The following is a 22,475-nucleotide window of genomic DNA, read 5'->3' as shown; positions in this document are numbered from 1 at the left end:
AACTTCGGCGAGGAGATCAAGCAGTGGACCAACCTGAACGGGCTGAGCCAGACCCCGGCGTTCACCGATCACCCGCAGTCGTCGTGGACCCGGACTCGGTACGGCAACACGGGAACCCAGGCCACCGTCGAGGGCATCAGCATCTCCGGCGTCGGCCACCAGCTGCCGATGAACGGCCAGATCGCCTACGCCATCTCCTTCCTCGGCCTCGACGGCAGCACACCGTCGTCCCCCAGCCCGTCCCCGGGTAGCCCGTCACCCAGTCCGACCGTGACCCCGACCCCCGGTGGCGGCAATGGGCCGATCAAGGGAACGGCCTCCGGGCGGTGCCTGGACGTGCCCGGCGCGAGCACCGCGGACGGCACCCAGGTGCAGCTGTGGGACTGCAACGGCCAGACCAACCAGACCTGGACGTCCACCTCTGCCGGTGAGATCCGGGTGTACGGCAACAAGTGCCTGGACGCGGCCGGCACCGGCAACGGCGCCGTGATCCAGATCTACGGCTGCTGGGGCGGCGACAACCAGAAGTGGCGCGTCAACTCCGACGGAAGCATCCAGGGCGTCCAGTCGGGGCTGTGCCTGGACGCGGTCGGAGCGGGCACCGGCAACGGCACCAAGATCCAGCTGTACTCCTGCCACGGCGGCACCAACCAGAAGTGGAGCTGGACCAGGTAGGCCACACCGAAAGCCTCCGGTGCGGCACCCCGCCGCGCCGGGGGCCTTCCGGCGGCCCCCGTCACAGGCTGATCCCGCGACGCTCGGCACGACCTCCGGACGCGCTCAGGGACTGAGCTTCTCGTGCGCGTTGCCGTGCCACTCGACGAGCAGGACGGTGGCGTCGTCGTGCAGCCGGTTGTCGTGATATTCCAGCACGGTCCTGATCAGGCGGCGCAGGGTCTCGGGCACCGGCAGCCCGGCGGCGTTCTCCCGGATCATGAACTCGACGAACCGGCCCAGGCCGAACTCGCCGCTGTCGGGGCTGCGCATCTCGGTGATGCCGTCGGTGTAGAGCAGGAGCCGGTCGCCGGGCTCCAGCTGCTCCCGGCACAGCATGACGGGCAGGCCGAGATCGAGCCCCATCGGGTGGGCGGGCGGGCACTTCAGTGTGGAGGTCCACCGGCCGTGGCGGATCAGCACCGGTGCGTGGTGGCCGCGGTTCACCCAGGAGAAGACGCCGGAGTCGAGGTCGAGATCGCCGATGACCGCCGTGACGAAGCGGTCGCCCCGGCCGAACTCGTCGATCAGAGCCCGCTCGATCGCCTCGCTGTTGCGCACCAGACCCATGCCCTGCCGCCGGTGGTTGCGGCAGCAGGCCACGGCGAGGTTCGCGGTCAGCCCGGCCGAGACGTCGTGGCCCATCGCGTCGAAGACCCCCACGTGCGCGAGGGCTCCGGAGGTGGAGTAGTCGAAGGCGTCACCGCCGATCTCGTACGCCGGTTCGAGCACGGCGCCGATCGTCACCGCCGGTGTGGCGAAGGTCAGCGGCGGCGTCAGATTCCACTGCATCTCCGCCGCCACGTTCATCGGCCGGCTCCGGACGAGGCGCGCGTGGCAGTCGCTGAAGGAGCGCTTGCTGACGACGATCAGCGCGATGAGGGACGCGATGTGCCGCATGCGGTCCTGGATTTCGTCGTTCTCCGACTCGGGGACCATGTGGAGCACGCCGAGGCGCTCGGTGCCGTCCAGCAGGGGCACCCACCACTGGCTCGGGCCGCCATCCTCCGGACCGCTCCGCAGCATGCGCACCTCCTGCAGCGCGCGCCCGGCGAGCGTGGTGTCGATCTTGAGCTCCTCCGGCTGGAAGTCCTCGTCGCCGATGCCGCACAACCGGCGCAGCACGCTCTGCTGCAGGTCGGCGAGGTAGACGCCGATCTCCTCGAAGCCCGCCTCGCGTTCGTACCGGGCGAGCAGCGCCGGGATGCCCTCGAACGCCGTCAGATGGCTGTCCTCCAGCATGCCCGCCAACGCCCGCAACAGCTCACGATCATGAGAAGGGGGGATGCCCTGCTCCATCTGTCCACCCCCGTGGTCCTTCACCACCTACCCACGATGCTCCACCGGGCCTGAGTCAGAGCTGGGCCCCGGGGAGATTTGGGCAACGTATTACTTCGGGGGCCGGACGAACCCGGCGACGGCCCACTCGACCATGGGTGATCGCACGCTCAGTCGAAGAAGCGGGCCAGCCGCCGTTCGCAGGCGGGCTCCCGGCCGTCCTTCGCCGGGACCAGATCGGCGAAGACCGTGGAATCGTCGCGGGTGACCAGCAGCGGGTACCAGCACCGGCCCGCGTCGTCGGGCCGGCACAGGTGCTTGAACGTCTGCACGTCGATCAGCCGGACGTGCGTGGGGTCGGCCACCGCGTTGACGTGCCGCCACCAGGGCGCGAGCACGTGCAGCACACCGCCGGGGCGCAGGACCCGATGGCACTCGCGCAGCAGGGGCAGGTAGTCGGCCAGGTGCTCCAGCACGTGCACCACGAAGATCTGGTCCACCGACTCGTCCGCCAGCGGCACGCCGTACGCCAGGTCGGCCAGCACGTCGACCACCGGGGTGGGGCGCAGGTCGACGCCGACGTTGTCGCGGTGCTGCTTGGTGCCGCCGCAGCCGAGGTCGACGACCCGGGGCGGGGCGCCGGCCACCCGCACCCTGTCCCACACCGCCAGCACCCCGGACAGACGGCCGAGGCGTTCGCGCAGCAGATCGAGGCCGGCGGCGGCCGGCACGTCGCCCTCGACGTGCGCGACCCCGCCGTCGAAGCGGACCCGCACGTCCAGGCCGCGCAGCCGGGCATCGTGCGCCAGAAGGTCCGCCGCCGCCTCCTCGAGGTCCCGGTCGACCAGGTCACGCCGACGCCTGTCCATCCCGTCCACTCCTCGCCGTTCCGGATCACCTGTCCCTACCCGCCCCGGGCCGCCGCGTACGCATGACGGGCCTTTGCGAGGATGAATGAAGGCCGTACGACGGGGGCAGGTGAGCGGTCATGCGCGATCCGCGGGCCGGGGGGACCGGCGGACAGCGGGAACGGCACGTGGGAGGAGACGCGGACGTGGTGGCGGAAAGATCCGGAGCGACAGATGCCAGGGGCACCTCACCCGAGCCGCTGACGCCGGAACCGGACGACGGAGGGCTGGAGGAGCTCATCGGCGACGCGTCCGACATCGACACGCCGGCCGCCGAGACGCCGCCGCCGACCGGGTCGGAGTCGGCGATGCCCGAGGCCGAGCCCGACATCGGCCCGACCTCCTGAGCCGTCCCGGCTCCGCGCGGATGGCGGGGCGTCGCCGCCGCCGCGACCGGCGGGTGGTGGGCCATGCCCACCGCTCCGCCTCGCCGGTAGCGGCCCCGAGTTCGGTCAGCGGCTCGTTACGGTGAGGCATGAGGGCCTACGAACAGCTGGACGTTCGGTACGTGCACCGCAACTGCTGAACTCGGTGAATTCAGCCCTCGCGGCTTCAAGCGCCGAGCAGTTCCACCGTGCCGTTCGCGCCGTCCACTCTGATCCTGTCGCCGTCGCGTACCCGCATGGTGGCGTTGCCGGTGCCCACGACGGCGGGGATGCCCAGCTCGCGGGCCACGATGGAGGCGTGCGAGAGAGGCGCCCCGACGTCGGTGACCACGGCCGCCGCGCGCGGGAACAGCGGCGTCCAGCCCACGTTGGTGAGCGTGGTGACCAGGATCTCACCGGGCCGGAGCCGATCGCCGTCCTCGGGGCGGGCGATCACCCTGGCGACACCCTCGACCACGCCCGGCGCGCCGGGGAAGCCGGTCACGGTGTCCACGGCCGGGGGGACGCCGCCGCGGGCATCGTAGACGTCGGCGCGCCTGCGGGGGTCTGCCGCCCAGCGGACCGGGTCGAACCGGCCCACGATGAGCGTCGGGTATGGCGGGAGCGCCGCGTACATCTCGTACGTCGCCCGCCGGACCGGCACCCGCTCCAGCGGGGCGGCGTCGCCGCCGAGCACGGCGAGCAATTCGTCGAGGTAGAGGTGGAACAGGTTGTCACCGTGGCCGGTCAGCTCGCCGGCCCGCAGGACGAAGGCCCTCAGCACCCAGAACGCGCGGACGACCTCCGACCGGGTGGCCTCGCGGTCGCGCACCACTCCGGCCCAGCGCTCGACCTTCGCCCGCATCCCGGCCTCCCGGCGGGGGTGGCGCCGGGCGAAGCGCGCCCACGCCTCCTCCCTGGCCTTGCGCTGCCGGGCCAGCAGGCCGTCCGTGCCGGCCAGTATGTCCCGCAGCCCGGCGAGCTGCGCGTCGATCCAGGCGGGGTCCTCCCCGGGGCGCGGGACGGACACCTCGAACTCGTGCGGGCCGCGGTGGCCGTAGAGCCGGGCGAAGCTCTCCCGGGTGATCTCGCCCGCGCCCAGCCGGCCCAGCCCCGTGATCAGGCCGAGGCTGGCCAGCTCGCCCTGGCCGCCCGCGCCCGTCAGGATGGCGTCCGCGTCGGTCTCGCCCACCAGCTTGCGCAGTTTGCCGCGGGTGAGGACGAGCGTGCTGCCGTCCTGCCGGCCCGCGGCCTCGAGCATGCGGCAGGCCGTGCGGAAATGCGGCTCGACGGCCCGCGACCACAGGCCGGCCAGTTCCGGCGCCGACGAGGTGGACCGGATCGCGGCGCGCAGCTCCTCGCATCGCTCCAGGGAGGTGGACAGGAAGGCCCGCATGCCTCCGAGGTTCGCCCTGACCCTGCGCCGGATGCGTGCGGCCATGGGCAGCACCGTCGTGATGATCCGCAGGCGCGACATCTCGAGCGGCGGCACCTCCAGGCCCGGCGGCAGCTTGCCGAATACCTGCTCGATCGCGCCGAGCCTGCTCCGCATGCCGAACGCCCGGGCGATGGAGACGGCGATGCTGAGATTCATGTAGAAACGGCCGCCGATGTTGCCGACCAGATCGAAGCCGGGCAGCGTGGCGGCGGACATGGCCTCGTCGATGAACAGGCGGACGAACGACCAGGTGATGGGCGTCATGACGTCGGGGATGGCCTCCCCGAGGTTGCCGGACGTCCACAGGTAGTCGCCCTTGAGGCTGTCGTTCCACTCCTCCACCCGTGACCCGGAAGCGGTGATCGGGCGGGCCTGGACGAGGGCGAACGTGCCCGCGCGCATGGTCCATTCCACGTCCATCGGCGTGCCGTACAGCGCCTGGACGCGCGCTCCCAGCTCGGCCAGCGCCAGGGCCTGCTCCCCAGACAGGACGGGAGCCCGGCGCATGTCCTCGGGGACCGGCTCCTCGCGGGTGCCGCCGGGGGCGCGGACGGTCATGACGGTCTTGTCGCCGGTGTGCTCCTCGACGACCGCGGCGCCGGAGACGACGACCGTGTCGGGGATGACATGGCCGCCGACCACGGCCTCGCCCAGGCCCCACGACGCGTTGATCACCGTCCTGTCGTCCGCGCCGGTGACGGGGTCGGCGGTGAACATGACGCCCGCCGCGTCGGCGTCCACGAGTGCCTGGACCACGACAGCCAGGGCGACGTCGTCGTGCCGCACGCCGTTCTGTTCCCTATAGGCGATGGCGCGGGCGTTCCAGAGGGAGGCCCAGCAGCGCTTCACCGCGTCGAGCAGCCCATCGGCTCTGACGTTGAGGAAGGTGTCCTGCTGCCCGGCGAACGACATGCCGGGAAGGTCCTCGGCGGTGGCGGACGAGCGCACGGCCACCGGGACGTCGTCGCCCAAGGCGGCGTACGCGGCGAGGATCTCCGCGGCGATCGGCTCGGGAAGCTCGTGCCCGGCGAACAGGGCGGCGATCCGCTCGGCGTCGCCCGCCGCGGCGGCGGCCAGCGTCTCCTCTCGGAAGTCCGCCACGAAGGCCCGGTAGGCCTCGGTGGTGATGTGGAAGCCGCCCGGGACGGGCAGCCCTGCCCGTGCGAGGGCGGCCAGCGAGGCGCCCTTCCCGCCCACGGTGGCGAGGTCGGCGCCGGTGTCGGCCAGGGGGATGACCGCCTTCATGTCACACGCTCCTCGGAGAACTCAGGGAGTTCGCCAGCTTGCGCCGGGCGACGTCCGTCATCGAGTCGAGATAGTCGAGGGTGGCCCGTTCCACGGCGTCTACGGCGTCATCGGGCAGCGCCCGTCCGGTGCCGATGGCGCGCTCGACCATGTCGGCGAGCAGCGGGGCGAGTCGCTCCTCCGGGGGAGGCCCGCCGGGGAGCATCCACGGCACGGTGAGGAACCCGTAAATGATCGAGCCGATCACCAGGACGTGGTCGCCCGACAGGTCCCTGGCCGCGCCCACCTGGATCAGCGCGGTGTAGTAGGCGTCCAACGCCTCGCCCGGGTTCACCGCGCCGGGGCCGTGCCGCTTCTGCCGGACGAGCTTGCCGAGCACCTCCGAGTCGCCGACGAGTGCCGCCTTCAGCAACGGCCGGCGCAGCAAGCCCGCGGCGATCCCGGCGAACAGCTCACGCGGGGTGGCGGGACCGCTCCGCCGCACCTCCTCGAGCATCCGCACCCGCTCCCGGCGCAGCAGCGCTGCGAAGAGCGCGTCGCGCGTTCTCCAGTGCAGGTAGATGGTGCCCTTGGCGACACCGGCCTGCTTGGCGACGTCGTCGATCGTCGTCTTGTCGTAGCCCCACCGGCCGATCAGCTCCGCGGCGGCGTCGAGGATGCGGTGCGCCCGCTCCACCTGGCGCGCCGGGTCCTGCGGGGGCCGTCCCACCCTGCTCATGTCCCATCTCCATTGTTTGACCATTATTTGACCGGATGACATTATCCGGTCATAGAACTGAAGACAATGGTGGTGGGGCCAGGACTTCGTAGCGGCCGACGTGATAGGCGCGAAGGCGGCGGCATCGGGATCCGGTCGGCCCGCGAGCCGGCCTCGTCTCAGCCGGCGGTGGGTTTGATCCAGCCGAGGGCGCGCTCGACCGCCCTCCGCCAGTTGTCGTACTCGTCCTCGCGCCGTTCCGGGTCCATCGCCGGCGTCCACTGGGCGGCGCGGTGCCAGTTGCGCCGCAGGCCCTCCAGGTCGGGCCAGTAGCCGACGGCGAGCCCGGCGGCGTACGCCGCGCCGAGGGAGACGGTCTCGGCGACCATGGGCCGCACCACCGGCACGTCCAGCACGTCGGCGATGAACTGCATCAGCAGGTTGTCGGACGTCATGCCGCCGTCGACCTTGAGCGTGGTGAGCGCGATGCCCGCGTCGGCGTTCATCGCGTCCACCACCTCGCGGGTCTGCCAGCCCGTGGCCTCCAGCACGGCGCGGGCGAGATGGCCCTTGGTGATGTACGAGGTGAGCCCGACGATGACCCCGCGGGCCTCGCTGCGCCAGTGGGGCGCGAACAGCCCGGAGAACGCGGGGACGATGTAGCAGCCGCCGTTGTCGTCGACCGTGCGGGCCAGGGTCTCGATCTCCGGGGCGGTGCTGATGATCCCGAGCCGGTCCCTGAACCACTGCACGAGCGCGCCGGTGATCGCGATGGAGCCCTCCAGGGCGTACACCGCGGGCTGGTCGCCGATCTGGTAGCCGACCGTGGTGAGCAGGCCGTGGGTGGAGGCGACCGGCTCGGTTCCGGTGTTGAGCAGCAGGAAGGCGCCGGTGCCGTAGGTGCACTTGGCCTCGCCGCGGTGGAAGCAGGTCTGCCCGAACAGCGCGGCCTGCTGGTCGCCGAGCGCCGCGGAGATCCGCACGCCGGGCAGCACCCGCCGGGCCGTGCCGTACGTCTCGCTGGACGGGCGGATCTCCGGCAGCATCGCGCGGGGGATGCCGAAGAAGCCGAGCAGGACCGGGTCCCAGTCGAGGTCGCGGAGGTTCATCAGCAGCGTGCGGCTGGCGTTGGTCACGTCGGTGACGTGGACGCCGCCGTCCGGACCGCCGGTGAGGTTCCAGATGAGCCAGCTTTCCATCGTGCCGAAAAGGACCTCGCCGCGCTCGGCCCGTTCGCGCAGCCCGTCGGTGTCGTCGAGCAGCCAGCGGACGGTGGGGGCGGAGAAGTACGTGGCCAGGGGCAGGCCGCAGCGCTCGCGCACCACGTGCGCGTCGGGGCGGCGCGACAGCTCGTCGACCAGGGTGTCGGTCCTGGTGTCCTGCCAGACGACGGCGGGGGCGACCGGGACGCCGGTGCGCCGGTCCCACAGCACCGTCGTCTCCCGTTGGTTGGCGATGCCGACGGCGGCGACCTCGCCGGGCCCGATGCCCGCCTGGGCGAGCGCCTCGGGGCCGATCCGCTCAAGGTTGCGCCAGATCTCGACGGCGTCGTGCTCCACCCAGCCGGGACGCGGGAAGTGCTGCTTGTGCTCCCGCTGCGTCACCGAGACCAGACGGCCGCGCTGGTCGAACAGGATGCACCGGGTCGAGGTGGTGCCTTGGTCGATGGACATCACATAACGCTGGGTCACGGCGGCCTGCCTTCGGGGCGGATGCGGTGAGGGGCGGATGCGGCGAGGGGAGATGAGGAGGGTCACCAGCGGGAGGCGCCGAGGTCGCGGGAGACGGCCCGCGCCGCGTCGCGCACATAGCCCACCAGTTCGGGGCGGGGACGTCCGCCGGAGTCGCAGATCCGCTCGGTGGCGCCGGAGATGCCCATGGCGCCCACCACGAGTCCTCCATACCCCCGGATCGGGGCCGCCACCCCCGCCTCGCCCATGCCGGCCTCGTCGGCGTCCGACGCCCAGCCGTGCTCGCGAACGGTCGCGAGCGCGCGCGACAACTCCTTGTGCGTCCGCACGGTGCGGCGGGTGAACTGCTCCAGCTCCCCGTCCTGTACGGCGTCCTGCACGGTGGCGGCCGCGTTGGCGTCGTAGGCGAGCAGCACCTTGCCGATCGCCGTGGCGTGCATGGGCAGGAGCATGCCGACGTCGAGCGTCTGCAGGCTGTCGTCGGGCCGGAAGACGTGGTGGACGACCAGGACCTTGCCCTGGAGGTGGGTGCCGATCCGCACCGCCTCGCCGCTGCGCGCGGCCAGGGCGTCGGCCCAGTTGATCGCCCGCGAGCGGAGCTCGTTCACGTCGAGGTAGCTGGTGCCCAGATGTAGCAGCGCCGCGCCGAGCTGGTACTTGCCGGTCGCCTCGTCCTGCTCGACGAAGCCGACGAGCTGGAGGGTGCGCAGGATGCCGTGCGCCGTCCCGCGGGCCAGTCCCAAAGAGTTCGCGATCTCGGTGAGGCCGAGCCGCCCCGATCCCTGGGCGAGCAGCCGCAGGATCGCGGCGGCGCGTTCGATGGACTGGACCGGACCTGGCACGCCCCGGATTCTAACGATGCCGGAAGGTGTTCGACACTGCCGACACCTGATCGGACATGGATGGAAGATCTTTTGTCATCGGACGGGTTCGCGCGAAATGTGATTGTTCGCGTCATACCCGGGGAGCGTAGTACGACCTTCGGAATGTGACCAGTGTTCGACAATGCCGACGATCTTTTATTGACGCTTTCTTGGGTGCCGTTTAACGTCCGGACAACCGGCGGCGCTCACAGCGAGCACTTCGGGATGTGACGGGCGTGGTCAAGGAGGAGACGCATGGCGGAAGGGCGAAGCGACCGAAGGCTACTCAATCCATTCGCGGGTGAGCTCGCGGCCGAGTTCGCGGGCACGGCGATCCTCATCCTGTTCGGCGTCGGCGTGGTGGCCCAGGTGACGGCCGGCGGCATCGGCGACCACGACAGCATCGCGTGGGCGTGGGGATTGGGGGTGACCCTCGGCGTCTACACGGCGGCCCGACTCAGCGGCGCCCACCTCAATCCGGCCGTCACGGTCGCCCTCGCCGTCTTCAAGGGCTTCTCCTGGCGGAAGGTCCTGCCGTACGCGCTGGCGCAGACCGCGGGCGCCTTCGTGGCGGCGCTGCTGGTCCGCTGGAACTACGCCGAGGTCCTGGCCAAGGTGGACCCGGGGCACACGATCAAGACGCAGGGGGTCTTCTCCACCCTCCCCGGCAACGGCACGCTGCCGGTCACCCAGTGGGGGGCGCTGCGCGACCAGATCATCGGCACGGCCATCCTGCTGTTCCTCATCTTCGCGATCTCCGACGAGCGCAACTCGGCGCCGCTCGCCAACCTCGCGCCGGTCATCGTCGGCCTGCTCGTGGTCGCGATCGGCATGGCGTGGGGGACCGACGCCGGCTACGCCATCAACCCCGCCCGCGACTTCGGCCCGCGCCTCGCCTCGTTCTTCACGGGGTACGGCTCGGCGTTCCGCGACCAGTACGGTGGGCTCTACTTCTGGGTGCCGATCATCGGGCCGCTGGCCGGCGGCGTCGTCGGCGCCGGGCTCTACCAGCTCCTGGTCGCCCGCTTCCTGCCGCGTACGGACGCGCCCGAGCCCGGTCGCACGCCGGAGCCCGCCGCGCAGGCCGGCTGATCATCGCCGGGCCGAGACCGGCAACGTCCAGCTCACCCGAGCTCATACGAGACGAGAGGCGCAACGAGAATGGCAGACTACGTCGGCGCGGTCGACCAGGGGACGACCAGCACCCGCTTCGTGATCTTCGATCACGGCGGCAACGAGGTCGCCCGCCACCAGCTGGAACACCAGCAGATCCTGCCGCAGGCGGGCTGGGTCGAGCACAACCCGACCGAGATCTGGGAGCGCACCCGGGCGGTCGCCGAGACCGCGATGCGCACCGCGGGCCTGCAGGCCTCCGACCTCGCGGCGCTCGGCATCACCAACCAGCGCGAGACGGCCGTCGTGTGGGACCGGCGCACCGGCCGGCCGTACTACAACGCCATCGTCTGGCAGGACACCCGCACCGACCGCATCGCCTCGGCGCTGGAGCGGGAGGGCAAGGGCGAGGTGATCCGGCGCAAGGCCGGCCTGCCGCCCGCCACCTACTTCTCCGGCGGCAAGATCCAGTGGATTTTGGAGAACGTCCCCGGCGTCCGCGAGGCCGCCGAGCGCGGTGACGCGATCTTCGGCAACACCGACACCTGGCTGCTGTGGAACCTGACGGGGGGCGTCGACGGCGGCGTCCACGTGACCGACCCCACCAACGCAAGCCGCACGATGCTGATGAATCTGGAGACGCTCGACTGGGACGACGAGCTGCTGTCGTTCTTCGGCGTCCCCCGCCAGATGCTCCCCGAGATCCGGCCCTCCTCCAACCCCGACCTGTACGGCGTGACCCGCGCGAGCGGCCCGCTCGGCGGCGAGGTGCCGCTGGCGGGCGACCTCGGCGACCAGCAGGCCGCGACGGTCGGCCAGGTCTGCTTCGAGCCCGGCACGGCCAAGAACACCTACGGCACCGGCAACTTCCTGCTGCTCAACACCGGCACCGAGCTCGTGCGCTCCGAGCACGGCCTGCTCACCACGGTCTGCTACCAGTTCGGCTCGGACGAGCCCGTGTACGCCCTGGAGGGCTCGATCGCGGTCACAGGCTCCGCCGTCCAGTGGCTGCGCGACCAGCTCGGCATCATCTCCGGGGCGTCGCAGAGCGAGGCGCTCGCCCGGCAGGTCGAGGACAACGGCGGCGTCTACTTCGTGCCGGCGTTCTCCGGCCTGTTCGCGCCGTACTGGCGGTCCGACGCCCGCGGGGCCATCGTCGGCCTGTCCCGCTACAACACCAACGCCCATCTGGCCCGCGCCACGCTCGAGTCGATCTGCTACCAGACCAAGGACGTGGTCGGCGCGATGGAGCAGGACTCCGGCGTCGTCCTCGACGTGCTGCGGGTGGACGGCGGCGTGACGGCCAACGAGCTGTGCATGCAGATGCAGGCCGACATCCTCGGCGTCCCGGTGTCGCGTCCGGTGGTGGCCGAGACCACCGCGCTCGGCGCCGCGTACGCCGCCGGGCTGGCCGTGGGCTTCTGGAAGTCCACCGACGACCTCAAGCGCAACTGGCACGAGGACCGCCGCTGGGAGCCCGGCTGGAGCGACGAGCAGCGGGAGCGCGGCTACGCCGGATGGCGCAAGGCCGTCCAGCGGACGCTCGACTGGGTCGACGTCGACTGACCTGCCTGAACCAACGAGGGAGTTAACACCGATATGTCTGTACCCATGGGTCCCCGCGCTCGGGAGGCGGCGCTGCGGAGGCTGAGCGAGGACGAGTTCGACGTCCTGGTCGTCGGCGGCGGGGTGGTCGGCGCCGGGGTCGCGCTCGACGCGGTCTCGCGCGGCCTGTCCGTCGCGCTGGTGGAGGCCCGTGACCTCGCGGCCGGCACCTCGAGCCGGTCGAGCAAGCTGATCCACGGCGGGCTGCGCTACCTGGAGCAGCTCGACTTCCGCCTGGTGCGGGAGGCGCTGCGGGAGCGCGGCCTGCTGGTGACCCGGCTGGCCCCGCACCTGGTCCGCCCGGTGCCGTTCCTGTTCCCGCTGCGCCACCGCGTGTGGGAGCGCGGCTACGTCGGCGCGGGCGTGCTGCTGTACGACACGCTCGGCGGCGCCCGCGCACTGCCCCGGCACCGCCAGCTCAGCCACAGCCGGGCGCTGCGCGAGGCCCCCGGGCTGCGCAGCGACGCGCTCGTCGGGGCGATCCAGTACTACGACGCCCAGGTCGACGACGCCCGCTTCACGATGATGCTGGCCCGCACGGCAATGCAGTACGGCGCGTGCGTCACCACCCGCACCAAGGTCACCGGGTTCCTGCGTGACGGCGGGCGGGTCACCGGCGCGGTGGTGCGCGACCTGGAGGGCGGCGCCGAGTTGCGCGTCAGGGCCCGCCAGGTGATCAACGCCACCGGCGTGTGGACCGACGAAATCCAGCGGCTCGCGGGGGCGTCGCCGGGCTCGCGGGGGTCGGTGACCGTCCAGGCGTCCAAGGGCGTGCACCTCGTCGTACCCAGGGAGAAGATCCGGCTCGACACCGGGCTGATCCTGCGCACCGAGAAGAGCGTGCTGTTCGTCATCCCCTGGGGTCCGCACTGGATCGTCGGCACCACCGACACCCCCTGGGACCTGGACAAGGTCGAGCCGGCCCCCACGCGGGCCGACATCGACTACATCCTGGAGCACGTCAACGCCGTGCTGCGGACGCCGCTCACCCACGACGACGTCGAGGGCGTCTACGCCGGCCTGCGCCCGCTGCTGGGCGGGTCGGGGTCGGAGACCGTCAAGCTGTCCAGGGAGCACGCGGTCATCCGGCCCGAGCCCGGCCTGGTGATCGTCGCGGGTGGCAAGTACACCACCTACCGCGTGATGGCCAAGGACGCCGTCGACGTCGCGGTGGCCGATCTCGGCCAGAAGGTCCCCGCGTCGGTCACCGACCGCGTTCCCGTCCTCGGGGCCGCCGGGTTCGAGGCGCTGCGCAACAACAGGCGGCGCCTCGCCGGGCGCGCGGGGCTGCCCGTCGCGCGCGTCGAGCACCTGCTCGGCCGCTACGGCTCCTGCGTCGAGGAGGTGCTCGCCCTGATCGAGGCCGATCCCGGCCTGGGCGAGCCGATTCCGGGCGCGCAGGGCTACCTCAAGGCCGAGGCCGTGTACGCGGTCACGCACGAGGGAGCGCTGCACTTGGAGGACATCCTGGTGCGCCGCACCCGGGTCTTCATCGAGGAGCGGGACCACGGGCTCGCGGCGGCCCCCGAGGTCGCCGCGCTCATCGCGCCCGTCCTCGGCTGGGACGACGACCGGGTGCGGGAGGAGATCGACGCCTACCGGTCCGGCGTGGAGGCCGACCTCGCGGCGCAGCGTGAGATCGACGACGCGACGGCCAACGCCGTACGGCTCTCGACGGCCGCCCCGGCGCGGCACGTGGCCTAGAACGATCGGCGCGGCTGCCCCGGCCCGCCGGGGCAGCCGCGCGGCCACGCATCTCAGAGCGGGGGGAACAGGCGGATGAGGCCGCCCTCCAGGTGAGCGGTCCGGCCGGCGTCCACCGCTGCGATCGCCGCGTTCATCCTCCGCGCCAGGCCCGGCGGCAAGAGCGTGTCGAGGTCTGCGGGGTGGTCAGTCCTTGACCAGGAGGCCCTGGAAGGTGATGTCGCCTTCGTCGCCGTTCCATCGGTAGGCGAGCCCATCACCGGTCTGGACGAGGGTGATTTTGCCCGCGGCGCACGTGTCCAGCCGGAAGACGAGTGCCGTGCCGGAGCTGCGCGTCAGCCTCAGGCTTCCCCGGCATGAGCTGTTGGTGTCCTTCCAGCTCCCGGTGCGACCGCCCGGCTCCAGCACGATCTGCACGTCGGTCTCGCTGGTTCCCACGAACTGGTCGGGCTCGAGATGGCCTCCCCAGGTGCCGGCGAACGCCGCCGGAACCGTCCCGCCCGGCGTGGTCGACGGCGTGGGAGTGGCCTTCGAAGTCGCTGTGGCGTCCCCCGCGGCGTCGTCCGTCGTCACGGTGTCGTCCGTCGTCACAACGTCGTCCTGCCCCGCGTGGGCGTCGTCCTGGGACGCGCCGTCATAGTCCGTGACGGTTTCCCCCGGCGTGGCGTCCGCGGGCCGTGCCGGTGAGCCGGCGATGGGCGAGACGGCCGTCGTCGTGGCGGCCGTGCCGCCGGGCAGCAGGCGCGGTCCGAGCAGAGCGGCGGTGACCGACACCGCGGCCACGGCGGCCACCGCCCCGGCGACGGTCCCGGTACGGGAAGACCGCCGGCGGCCGCCCGCCCCGGTGGTCTCCGAGGCCGCCGGGATCGTCCCGGCCGGTCCGGGAGCTGGCGAGGCCGGGAGGATCGCGGTCGTCCCGCCCTGCCGTACGCCTTCCGGCCTGGTGGCCGCCGCGGCCGCGCCCGCCTGAAGCGGGTCGGGGGCGGACCCGACGAGTTCCAGCAGCAGGTCGCGGGAGGACGGCCGGCGCGCGGGAGCCTTGGCGAGGCAGCGTTCGACCACCCCGCGCAGCGAGCGGGGCAGTGCCGAGGCGTCGGGCTCGGCGGTCAGGATACGGTGCATGACCGCGGGGACGCCGGCGGCGCCGAAGGCCGGGCGGCCCGTGGCGGCGAAGATGATCGTGGCTCCCCAGGCGAACACGTCGGAGGCGGGGGTGGCCGGGTCCCCGGCGATCTGCTCGGGAGCCAGGTAGGCCGGGGTGCCGACCGGGCCCGCCGTGATCGTGTCACTCGCGCCGTGCCTGGCTATGCCGAAGTCCACCACCCGTGGGCCGTCCGGACCCAGCAGCACATTCGCCGGCTTGAAGTCCCTGTGCACGATCCCGGCCGCGTGAACGGCGGCCAGCGCCGTGGCCGTGCCGACCGCGAGGCGTTCCAGCTCGCCACCCCGCAGCGGACCGGCGGAATCGACCCGCTGCTGCAGAGACGGCCCGTCGATGAACTCGCTCACCACGTACGGCATCCGTCCGTCGACCACCGCGGTCAGCACCCGGGCGGTGCAGAAGGGCGCGACCGCGCGCATCGCGTCGAGTTCGCGGGCAAGCCGCTCCTTCACCGACGAGTCGAGCCCCGACTTGAGCACCTTCACCGCGACCGGTTCACCGCGGGGCGACCGGCCGAGGAACACCACCCCCTGCCCGCCCTCGCCGAGCCGTCCGCTCAGTGTGAACTCGCCCAATACGCGCGGGTCGCCGGGGTCCAGGGGGGTGGCCATGGCACCGAACCCTAGCGACGGGGATGCACGCCCGGGGCATTCACGAGGCCGGTGTTTCCCCGGCTTCAGGGATCGCCGGGCCGCCGCGACAAGCGTCGGCGTGAGCGTGACACAACGATGACACGGCGCTGACGAGGCGGGGACACGGCCGGTCGACAGTGGAGGGGGTCGACCGGGGGACGAGTCACGGAGCCCCACCTACCCAGGACCCGAGGATGCGGCAGTGAGCGAGGACGGACGATGACGCCGGCGGACACGGCGGAGGCCGTGCAGGGCGAGGAGACCGTGCAGGACGAGGCCGGCCGACGGGACACCGGCCGACGGGACAGTGGCGCGGGGACCCGGCGCGCGCGCATCCGCCGGGCGATACGCGCCGCCGCCCGGCCGGGCCCCTGGAAGCGGGCCCCGGTGCCTGCGGCGCCGGCGCTGCTGCTCGGCCTGCTCCTGCTGCTGCACGCGAAGGTCCCGAACAGGATCGGGCACCTCGGCAGCCTGGTGGAGACCTTCCTGCCATGGTTCGGCCTGTTCATCCCGGTGCTGCTGGCCGGGGCGCTGTGGCGCCGCTCCGTCTCCACGATGGCCGCGCTGCTGCTGCCGGTCATGGTGTGGCTGAACCTCTTCGGCGGGCTGCTCGGCGACAAGTCTCGCCCGGGCGGCGACCTCACCGTGGCCGGCCACAACGTCGGCGCCGGCAATCCCGACCCGGCAGGCACCGCCCGCGGCCTGGTCGCCTCCGGGGCGGACGTGCTGGCCCTGGTGGAGCTGACCGAACAGGCCCGGGGCACGTACGAGAAGGAGCTGGCGAAGGCCTACCCGTACCACACGGTGCAGGGCACGGTCGGGCTGTGGAGCAGGCTGCCGCTGTCGGACACCAGGCCGGTCGACATCGAGATGGACTACGGGCCGGCGGCGGACACCCTGTCGGCCGAGGTCAAGATGATCGACAACCGGGCGCTGCGCACCACGGTGGCCACGCACCGGGGTCCGCTGGCGGTGTATGTGGCCCACCTCGCGTCCGCCCGGGTGAATCTCAGGGCGGGCTTCTCGACGGCTCAGCGGGACAGAGGGGCGCAGGCGCTCGGTAAGGCCGTCACTGCCGAGCGGAACGAGCGGGTGGTGCTGCTCGGCGACCTGAACGGCACCATGGACGACCGTGCCTTCGGCGGCCTCGCCTCACAGCTGCGCTCGGCCCAGGACGCGGCCGGGGACGGCTTAGGCTTCAGCTGGCCGGCCAGATTCCCGGTGGTGCGGATCGACCACATCCTGGTTCGCGGCGTGAAGCCGGAGAGCTCGTGGGTGCTGCCGGCCACCGGCAGCGACCACCTGCCGGTGGCGGCCGCAATCAGCTGGTGAAAGCGAGGCGGCGGCCTCGGCCTGTCTTCCGACCGGCCGAGGCCGCCGCACGTCGTCAGAGCCGGGGGAGGGACGGACGAGACGGCGTCCGTGGGGCAGCCTGCCTTGATCGACCTCGTCCGGTCGCCGGGCAGGTCATCCCTGCGGCGCTTCTTCGACCGTCACATCGTGGGTGGCCGACGTCGGCAGGCTCGCCCGGTCGCCGGCCCACTGCAAGGTGTACGAGTACTCGCCCGCCTCGGTGGGTGTATCGGTGAACCTGAACAATCCGTCTCTCGAGACCGCGTTCACGGACGGCAGCTCGGTGCTCACGGTGCCCTTGCTGTTGGTGACCGTGCGCAGGACCTTCACCATGGCTACCCGACGCGGGCGATTACCACCGAGGGTGAGCGCGCCGCTGAAGCTGAGTGGTGTGCCGGCGACGCCCGTCGCCGGTGCGGACAGGGTGATCGACGATTCCGCCTTGACCAAGGTGACGGTCGCCGAGGCGGAGCTCCAGTGCACGGTCGGACTGCCGTTCCAGACCACGTCATATCTGATCATCCCTGCGCTTCCCGGCCAGTCCTTGAAGGTGAACGTGCCGTCCTCCGCGGTCGTCACTTCGAAGGTGGTGCCGACGCTGTCGTCCACGTGGCGGGTCACAGAAAGCGGCTGCTCACCCGGAGCCGGCCCGCCGGGCAGCGTGAGCCGGCCGGTCAGGGTGAGTATGTCGGCCCCGGTCCCGGTGGATGGAGCCGTCAGGGTCAACGTGGATTCCGGAAGCGAGCCGGTTTCCAGCCGCCACAGGTGCAGATGGTGGTTAGCCAGGTCTTTCCACACGGCGAAGAGGTCGTCACCCGAGAAAGTGAGACTCCGCAGGTCCATCAGACCGCCGTGATCCGTGCGGGTGCCGCTGTAGACCGGTGCCGCCGTCGCACCGTCGTACAGGGTCACGCCCAGTCCGGACCTGGTCCCGCGTCCGCCCGCGACGTGAGTTCCGTCCGCGCTGACCGCGACGACCGGCGAGTAGCGGCCGGAGACCGGCTCCGCGCCGTAGGCGCGGACCTTCTGGAGGCTGGTCGTGTCCCAGGCGAAGTATTCGTCCGAGTCGGGGAATGCCGCGATGATCGTTGAGCCGTCCGGTGTGATGGCGAGGTCTCCCAGGAAGCCTGTGTGGTAATCGTGGCCGTCGATGATGCCGCGCAGGGTGGTCCGGAACGTGTTCACGTCGTACACCGACAGGCTGGCCGGGGACAGCCCCGAGTCGCCGACCACCAGAGTATTTCCGGCGGCGGCGACCTTTGGGCTGCTATAGGTCGATGCCACTTGGACCGGTCGCGATCGGTGTCCGGATGACGTGTCGAGGCGGACGACACCGCCATCCCATTGGTCGCACCCGTATCCCACCCAGAGGTGGTTGCCGGACAATGCCAGATTGGTCGGGCACGGGTATTCGGCCAGGTCGATGCGCCGGGTGACGGTGAGCTCGGCGGTGTCGATCTCGGCCACCTCGTTCGAACCGCGTAGCGCCGCGTACAGCCGTGTGCCGTCCGGGGTGATGGCAAGGTTCAGCGCACCGGACAGGTCGGTGACGGCGGCGTTGGGCGTGCCGTTGGCGTTGACGACGAGGATTTGGTCGTCTCCGGCGATGAAGGCCTTGCCTCCTCCCGCCACCACGTCACCACCGCTCGTGATGCCCAGGTCGGTCGTGATGTCGGCGGCCGAGGCGGCCGGTGCCGGCAGGGTCACGAGGCCGGCTGCCAGCGCCAGAGCGGTCGTGAGGCCGGCCAGCCGCCGTGTCAGCCGGGCGAGTGGCGATCCGTGGAAGGCGCCGCGCTTTTTGCGTATCGAGGGGCGCGCATATTCCCCCGATTCGGATATTGGTAAACGACTGGGGTGGTCGAGAGGGAAAGGATTGATCACGACAGTGATATAGCCACATCTATCCATATCCGGTCAAGGCAATATCAGTCCGACGCTGATTGCAGGGCGTTATGTAGATGGACTATTGGGTGCGTCTCATAGTCGCCGCCGCGCTGATTCTGAATGAGCACCGCGGCGGCGAAGACCCCGACGGTGACCGGGTCGCCCAAGCCGGAGGTCGCGGTGCGAATCTGTCGGACCCGCCCGGCACGATGGCCGCATGACTGAAGCGCCCCCCATCGACGCGATTCCCGATGAGACCGCCTACGCCGAGGCGGTCCAGCTGGCGGACGACGCGGCCGCGGCCTACTACGGCGACGGCACCTCCCCCCTGGACGACGACGCCTACGACAGGCTCGTCCGTGGCATCGCCGCCTACGAGAAGGCCCACCCCGGCCAGGTGCTGGAGGCCTCGCCGACGGGCAAGGTCGCCGGGGTCGTGGGTGACGTCCCGCACACCGTGCCCATGCTCAGCCTGGACAACGTGTTCGGGCCCGAGGAGCTGGCCGGCTGGACCGCCTCGCTGGAACGCCGGCTCGGCCGTCCGGTGACCGCCTGGTCCGTGGAGCCGAAGTTGGACGGGCTCGCGATCGCCGCCCGCTACCGCGGCGGCCGCCTCGTCCAGCTGGTCACCCGCGGAGACGGGAGCGCGGGCGAGGACGTCTCACACGCGATCGGCACGATCGTCGGTCTCCCCGGGCGGCTGGCCGACCCGGTCACCGTGGAGCTGCGTGGCGAGGTGATGATGACCGCCAGGCAGTTCGAGGAGGCGTGCGCGAAACGGCAGGCGCACGACGGGACCACGTTCGCGAACCCGCGCAGCGCCGCCGCGGGCACGCTGCGGGCGCAGGATCGGCCGTACGTGTGCGAGCTGACGTTCTTCGGGTACGGCGCACTGCCGCTGCCCGATGACACCTCCGACCTCGCGACGCGACTCCGGGAGTCGCCGCACAGCCAGGTGATGGACTGGGTCGCCGGGCAGGGGGTGCGCACCACGGCCGGGACCGCGGTCGCCGGGATCGTCGCGACGACCGTGGAGCAGGTGCGGCAGCGGGTCGAGGAGATCGCGGCGGCGCGGCCGGAGCTGCCGTTCGGGATCGACGGCATCGTGATCAAGGCGGACGACGCGGCGGATCAGGCACAGGCCGGGTTCAGCTCGCGGGCGCCGCGGTGGGCGATCGCGTACAAGCTGCCCGCCGTGCAGAAGATCACGAAGCTGCTCGCGGTGGAGTGGAACACGGGCCGGACCGGGGTGATCGCCCCGCGCGCGGTTCTGCAGCCGGTGGAGCTGGACGGCTCCGTCGTGACGTACGCGACGCTGCACAATCCCTCCGACATCGAGCGCCGCGGACTGATGGTGGGGGACAGTGTCGTCGTCTACAAGGCCGGCGACGTGATCCCGCGGGTGGAGTCCCCGGTGGTGCACCTGCGCACCGGCGACGAGCAGCCCATCGTGTTCCCGGAGGCGTGCCCGGCCTGCGATGGCGAGATCGACACGTCGCAGGAGCGGTGGAGGTGTGTGCGAGGCCGCAACTGCCGCGCGATCGCCTCGATCCGGTACGCGGTCGGCCGCGACCAGCTGGACGTGGAAGGGCTGGCCGACAACCGCGTCCAGCAGATGCTGGACGCCGCCTTGATCGCCGACTTCGGCGACCTGTTCTTCCTCACCCGTGAGCAGCTGCTGGGCCTGGAGCGGATGGGGGAGGTGTCCACCGACAACCTCCTGGCCGCGATCGACAGGGCCAAGGCCAGACCGCTGAGCCGGGTGTTCTGCGCGCTCGGGGTCAGGGGGACGGGGCGCTCGATGAGCCGCCGCATCGCCCGGCACTTCGGCACCATGGAGGCCATCCGTGCGGCCGACGCCGAGGCGTTCCAGAGGGTCGACGGCATCGGCCCGGAGAAGGCGCCCGTGATCGTCGCCGAGCTGGCCGAGCTGAGCGACCTCATCGACAGGCTCGTCCGCGCCGGGGTGAACATGGTCGAGCCCGGTGTGGCGGCGGCGGCCGGTGACGAGGACGGCGCGGCCGCCCCGGCCCCGGACGGCGACGAGCCGGATGCCCTGCCGCTGGCCGGGATGACGGTCGTGGTCACGGGTGCGATGAGCGGGCGGCTGGCGGCGTTGTCCCGCAATCAGATGAACGAGCTCGTCGAACAGGCCGGGGGCCGGGCGTCGTCCAGCGTGTCGGCGAAGACCTCGCTGGTCGTCGCGGGGGAGAACGCGGGATCCAAGCGGGTGAAGGCCGAATCCCTCGGCGTGCGGATCGTCTCCCCGGAGGAGTTCGCCGAGATGGTCGCGCGGCTGTTGTAGGCGTCCCCGGTGGTCTGCGGGGCGTCTACGGCGCCCGCTCGGCGCGGCGTCGGGCCGACCACGGCCGCGAGCAATACTTAAGCAACCTCTTGACTATTGGCCCGGCAGGACCGAATACTTAAAAAGGTGCCTAAGCATTCGGAGTTGTTGGACCGGATCTTCCGCGCCTTGGCCGACGAGACCCGCCGGGCCATCGTGGCCCGGCTGGTGCGCGGCCCGGCCGCGGTGAGCCGGCTGGCCCAGCCTCTGGCCATGTCCCTGCCGGCGGTGATGCAGCACCTGCAGGTGCTGGAGGCGGCCGGCCTGGTCAGGTCCGAGAAGACCGGCAGGGTCCGGACCTGCCAGATCGAGCCGCGGGCGCTGCGCATGGCCGAGGAGTGGATCGTGGGCCAGCGCACCTCCTGGGAGCAGCGCCTCGACCTCCTCGACGATCTCCTGGCGCAGCGACCATCCCAGCAGTCATCCGACCGGCCGACCGGGCGGAACCCACAGGAAGAGAGCCCCTCATGACTGTCACGCACGCCACCTTCACCCTCGAGCGCACCTACCCGGCCACGCCCGCCGGGGTCTTCGCCGCCTGGGCCGACCCGGCGGCTAAGGCCCGCTGGTTCGCCGCCGGAGGCGAGCACGAACTGGACTTCCGTGTCGGCGGGCGGGAGATCAACCGCGCGTACGCCGACGGTGACGGCACCTCGCTGATCTTCGAGTCCTGGTACCGCGACATCGTCGCCGACAGCCGCATCGTCTACACCTCGTCCCTGTACGGCGGCGACGAGCTGGCCACGGTATCGCTGACCACGGTCGAGCTCGCCCCGGCCGACGGCGGCACGCTGCTCACGCTGACCGAGCAGGCGACATTCCTCGACGGCCGGGAGGATCCCGGCTGGCGGCGGCAGGGCACCGGCGACTGGCTCGACGCACTCGGCGCCGAGCTGCGGCGCGGACCGCGGGAACGGGCAACGGGGGAAAGGCCGTCATGACGAGCATCCGCCGGCGGGTGCTGGCCCTGCTGGGGACGGGCGTTCTTCATGACCATCCTGGACGGCACCAGCCTGATGTCGGCCCTGCCGGCCATCGAACGCGACCTGGAGCCCGCCGGTTCCGTGGTCCAGTGGGCGGTGACCGCCTACGCGCTGGCCTTCAGCGGCCTGCTGCTGCTGTCCGGCAAGGCCGCCGACCTGCTTGGGCGCCGTAAGGTGTTCCTGCTGGCATGGTCCGCGACGTCGTTCGGGCTGGTGACCGCCGCCATGACCGCGGCATCGGTGGCCGGGGCGCTGATCGGTCAGCGAGTGGTGACCAGGCTCGGCGTCAGGCCGGTGGCCGCCTCGGGCGTGCTCCTGCTGGGCGCGGCCTGCCTGCTGCTGGCCCGGCTCTCGTCCGGCGGCTCGACCGCCCCGTTGCTCGTCGCCCTGCCGGTGTTCGGCGCCGGGATGGGCGCGGGCCCGCCGCCCGGCGACGCTGACGGGGCCCGAGTTGCTACTTGCTGACCTCCTTCTGGCATATAACGGCACAGACGAT

General features: G+C 71.7%; 18 protein-coding genes. 10 read left to right on the top strand and 8 right to left on the bottom strand.

Features of this window, described 5'->3' with window-relative positions; genetic code table 11:
• On the top strand, positions 1-675 hold a 675-nt coding region (locus tag AB0O28_RS37925; RefSeq protein ID WP_363647514.1), incomplete at its 5' end, for an RICIN domain-containing protein.
• Between the two features lie 105 nt (positions 676-780).
• Here the strand turns inward: AB0O28_RS37925 and AB0O28_RS37920 are convergent.
• Together AB0O28_RS37920 and AB0O28_RS37915 are read right to left on the bottom strand one after the other, a co-directional pair.
• Positions 781-2,040, bottom strand: a complete 1,260-nt coding sequence (locus tag AB0O28_RS37920) for a PP2C family protein-serine/threonine phosphatase (RefSeq protein ID WP_363647512.1) — start codon at positions 2,038-2,040, stop codon at positions 781-783.
• A gap of 122 nt (positions 2,041-2,162) precedes the next feature.
• The gene (locus AB0O28_RS37915) at positions 2,163-2,861 is read right to left on the bottom strand and encodes a methyltransferase domain-containing protein (protein ID WP_363647510.1); all 699 of its coding nucleotides are present in this window, start codon (positions 2,859-2,861) and stop codon (positions 2,163-2,165) included.
• 119 nt (positions 2,862-2,980) lie between these two features.
• On the opposite strand from AB0O28_RS37915, the gene AB0O28_RS37910 reads away from it, so the two are divergent.
• Positions 2,981-3,247: a hypothetical protein gene (locus tag AB0O28_RS37910; protein WP_363647508.1), complete on the top strand. Its 267-nt coding sequence runs from the start codon at positions 2,981-2,983 to the stop codon at positions 3,245-3,247.
• A 205-nt stretch (positions 3,248-3,452) separates the two neighbouring features.
• On the opposite strand, the gene AB0O28_RS37905 is transcribed toward AB0O28_RS37910, so the two are convergent.
• The 4 genes from AB0O28_RS37905 to AB0O28_RS37890 form a co-directional block, all read right to left on the bottom strand.
• Positions 3,453-5,948, bottom strand: a complete 2,496-nt coding sequence (locus AB0O28_RS37905) for a PEP/pyruvate-binding domain-containing protein (RefSeq protein WP_363647506.1) — start codon at positions 5,946-5,948, stop codon at positions 3,453-3,455.
• A 1-nt stretch (position 5,949) separates the two neighbouring features.
• Complete coding sequence (locus tag AB0O28_RS37900; RefSeq protein WP_363647504.1) at positions 5,950-6,666, bottom strand: helix-turn-helix domain-containing protein; 717 nt, start codon at positions 6,664-6,666, stop codon at positions 5,950-5,952.
• A gap of 158 nt (positions 6,667-6,824) precedes the next feature.
• Entirely contained in the window at positions 6,825-8,336 is a 1,512-nt protein-coding gene (gene glpK / locus AB0O28_RS37895; protein WP_363647502.1) for a glycerol kinase GlpK, read from the bottom strand.
• 62 nt (positions 8,337-8,398) lie between these two features.
• Positions 8,399-9,178, bottom strand: a complete 780-nt coding sequence (locus tag AB0O28_RS37890; RefSeq protein ID WP_363647500.1) for an IclR family transcriptional regulator — start codon at positions 9,176-9,178, stop codon at positions 8,399-8,401.
• Between the two features lie 276 nt (positions 9,179-9,454).
• Here AB0O28_RS37890 and AB0O28_RS37885 point away from each other — a divergent pair, with 276 nt between their 5' ends.
• The 3 genes from AB0O28_RS37885 to AB0O28_RS37875 all read left to right on the top strand — a co-directional run bounded on the left by AB0O28_RS37885 (position 9,455) and on the right by AB0O28_RS37875 (position 13,621).
• Positions 9,455-10,291: an MIP/aquaporin family protein gene (locus tag AB0O28_RS37885; RefSeq protein WP_363647498.1), complete on the top strand. Its 837-nt coding sequence runs from the start codon at positions 9,455-9,457 to the stop codon at positions 10,289-10,291.
• A gap of 69 nt (positions 10,292-10,360) precedes the next feature.
• Complete coding sequence (gene glpK / locus AB0O28_RS37880) at positions 10,361-11,878, top strand: glycerol kinase GlpK (RefSeq protein WP_363647496.1); 1,518 nt, start codon at positions 10,361-10,363, stop codon at positions 11,876-11,878.
• Positions 11,879-11,923: 45 nt separating this feature from the next.
• Positions 11,924-13,621 carry a glycerol-3-phosphate dehydrogenase/oxidase gene (locus tag AB0O28_RS37875; protein ID WP_363647495.1) on the top strand — a complete coding sequence of 566 codons (1,698 nt, stop codon included), beginning with the start codon at positions 11,924-11,926 and terminating at the stop codon, positions 13,619-13,621.
• Between the two features lie 186 nt (positions 13,622-13,807).
• Here AB0O28_RS37875 and AB0O28_RS37870 read toward each other — a convergent pair whose 3' ends face one another.
• Positions 13,808-15,394: a protein kinase gene (locus tag AB0O28_RS37870; protein WP_363647493.1), complete on the bottom strand. Its 1,587-nt coding sequence runs from the start codon at positions 15,392-15,394 to the stop codon at positions 13,808-13,810.
• A 240-nt stretch (positions 15,395-15,634) separates the two neighbouring features.
• Here AB0O28_RS37870 and AB0O28_RS37865 point away from each other — a divergent pair, with 240 nt between their 5' ends.
• The gene (locus AB0O28_RS37865; protein WP_363647491.1) at positions 15,635-16,747 is read left to right on the top strand and encodes an endonuclease/exonuclease/phosphatase family protein; all 1,113 of its coding nucleotides are present in this window, start codon (positions 15,635-15,637) and stop codon (positions 16,745-16,747) included.
• Between the two features lie 135 nt (positions 16,748-16,882).
• On the opposite strand, the gene AB0O28_RS37860 is transcribed toward AB0O28_RS37865, so the two are convergent.
• The gene (locus AB0O28_RS37860; RefSeq protein ID WP_363647489.1) at positions 16,883-18,649 is read right to left on the bottom strand and encodes a hypothetical protein; all 1,767 of its coding nucleotides are present in this window, start codon (positions 18,647-18,649) and stop codon (positions 16,883-16,885) included.
• 220 nt (positions 18,650-18,869) lie between these two features.
• Between AB0O28_RS37860 and ligA the strand changes: the two genes are divergently transcribed.
• The 4 genes from ligA to AB0O28_RS37840 all read left to right on the top strand — a co-directional run bounded on the left by ligA (position 18,870) and on the right by AB0O28_RS37840 (position 22,444).
• The gene (gene ligA, locus AB0O28_RS37855) at positions 18,870-20,957 is read left to right on the top strand and encodes an NAD-dependent DNA ligase LigA (protein WP_363647487.1); all 2,088 of its coding nucleotides are present in this window, start codon (positions 18,870-18,872) and stop codon (positions 20,955-20,957) included.
• A 126-nt stretch (positions 20,958-21,083) separates the two neighbouring features.
• The gene (locus tag AB0O28_RS37850) at positions 21,084-21,467 is read left to right on the top strand and encodes a metalloregulator ArsR/SmtB family transcription factor (RefSeq protein WP_363647485.1); all 384 of its coding nucleotides are present in this window, start codon (positions 21,084-21,086) and stop codon (positions 21,465-21,467) included.
• On the top strand, positions 21,464-21,937 hold the full coding sequence (locus AB0O28_RS37845; RefSeq protein WP_363647483.1) for an SRPBCC domain-containing protein: 474 nt from the start codon (positions 21,464-21,466) through the stop codon (positions 21,935-21,937). The genes AB0O28_RS37850 and AB0O28_RS37845 overlap by 4 nt, the downstream gene beginning before the upstream one ends.
• Positions 21,938-21,985: 48 nt before the next feature.
• Positions 21,986-22,444, top strand: a complete 459-nt coding sequence (locus AB0O28_RS37840; RefSeq protein WP_363647481.1) for an MFS transporter — start codon at positions 21,986-21,988, stop codon at positions 22,442-22,444.
• Positions 22,445-22,475 lie beyond the last annotated feature (31 nt).

The organism is Microbispora sp. NPDC088329 (genome assembly GCF_040685655.1).
Lineage (GTDB): Bacteria > Actinomycetota > Actinomycetes > Streptosporangiales > Streptosporangiaceae > Microbispora.
The sequence above is the reverse complement of the archived record's forward strand: the minus strand, read 5'-3'. Positions and strand labels throughout refer to the sequence as shown.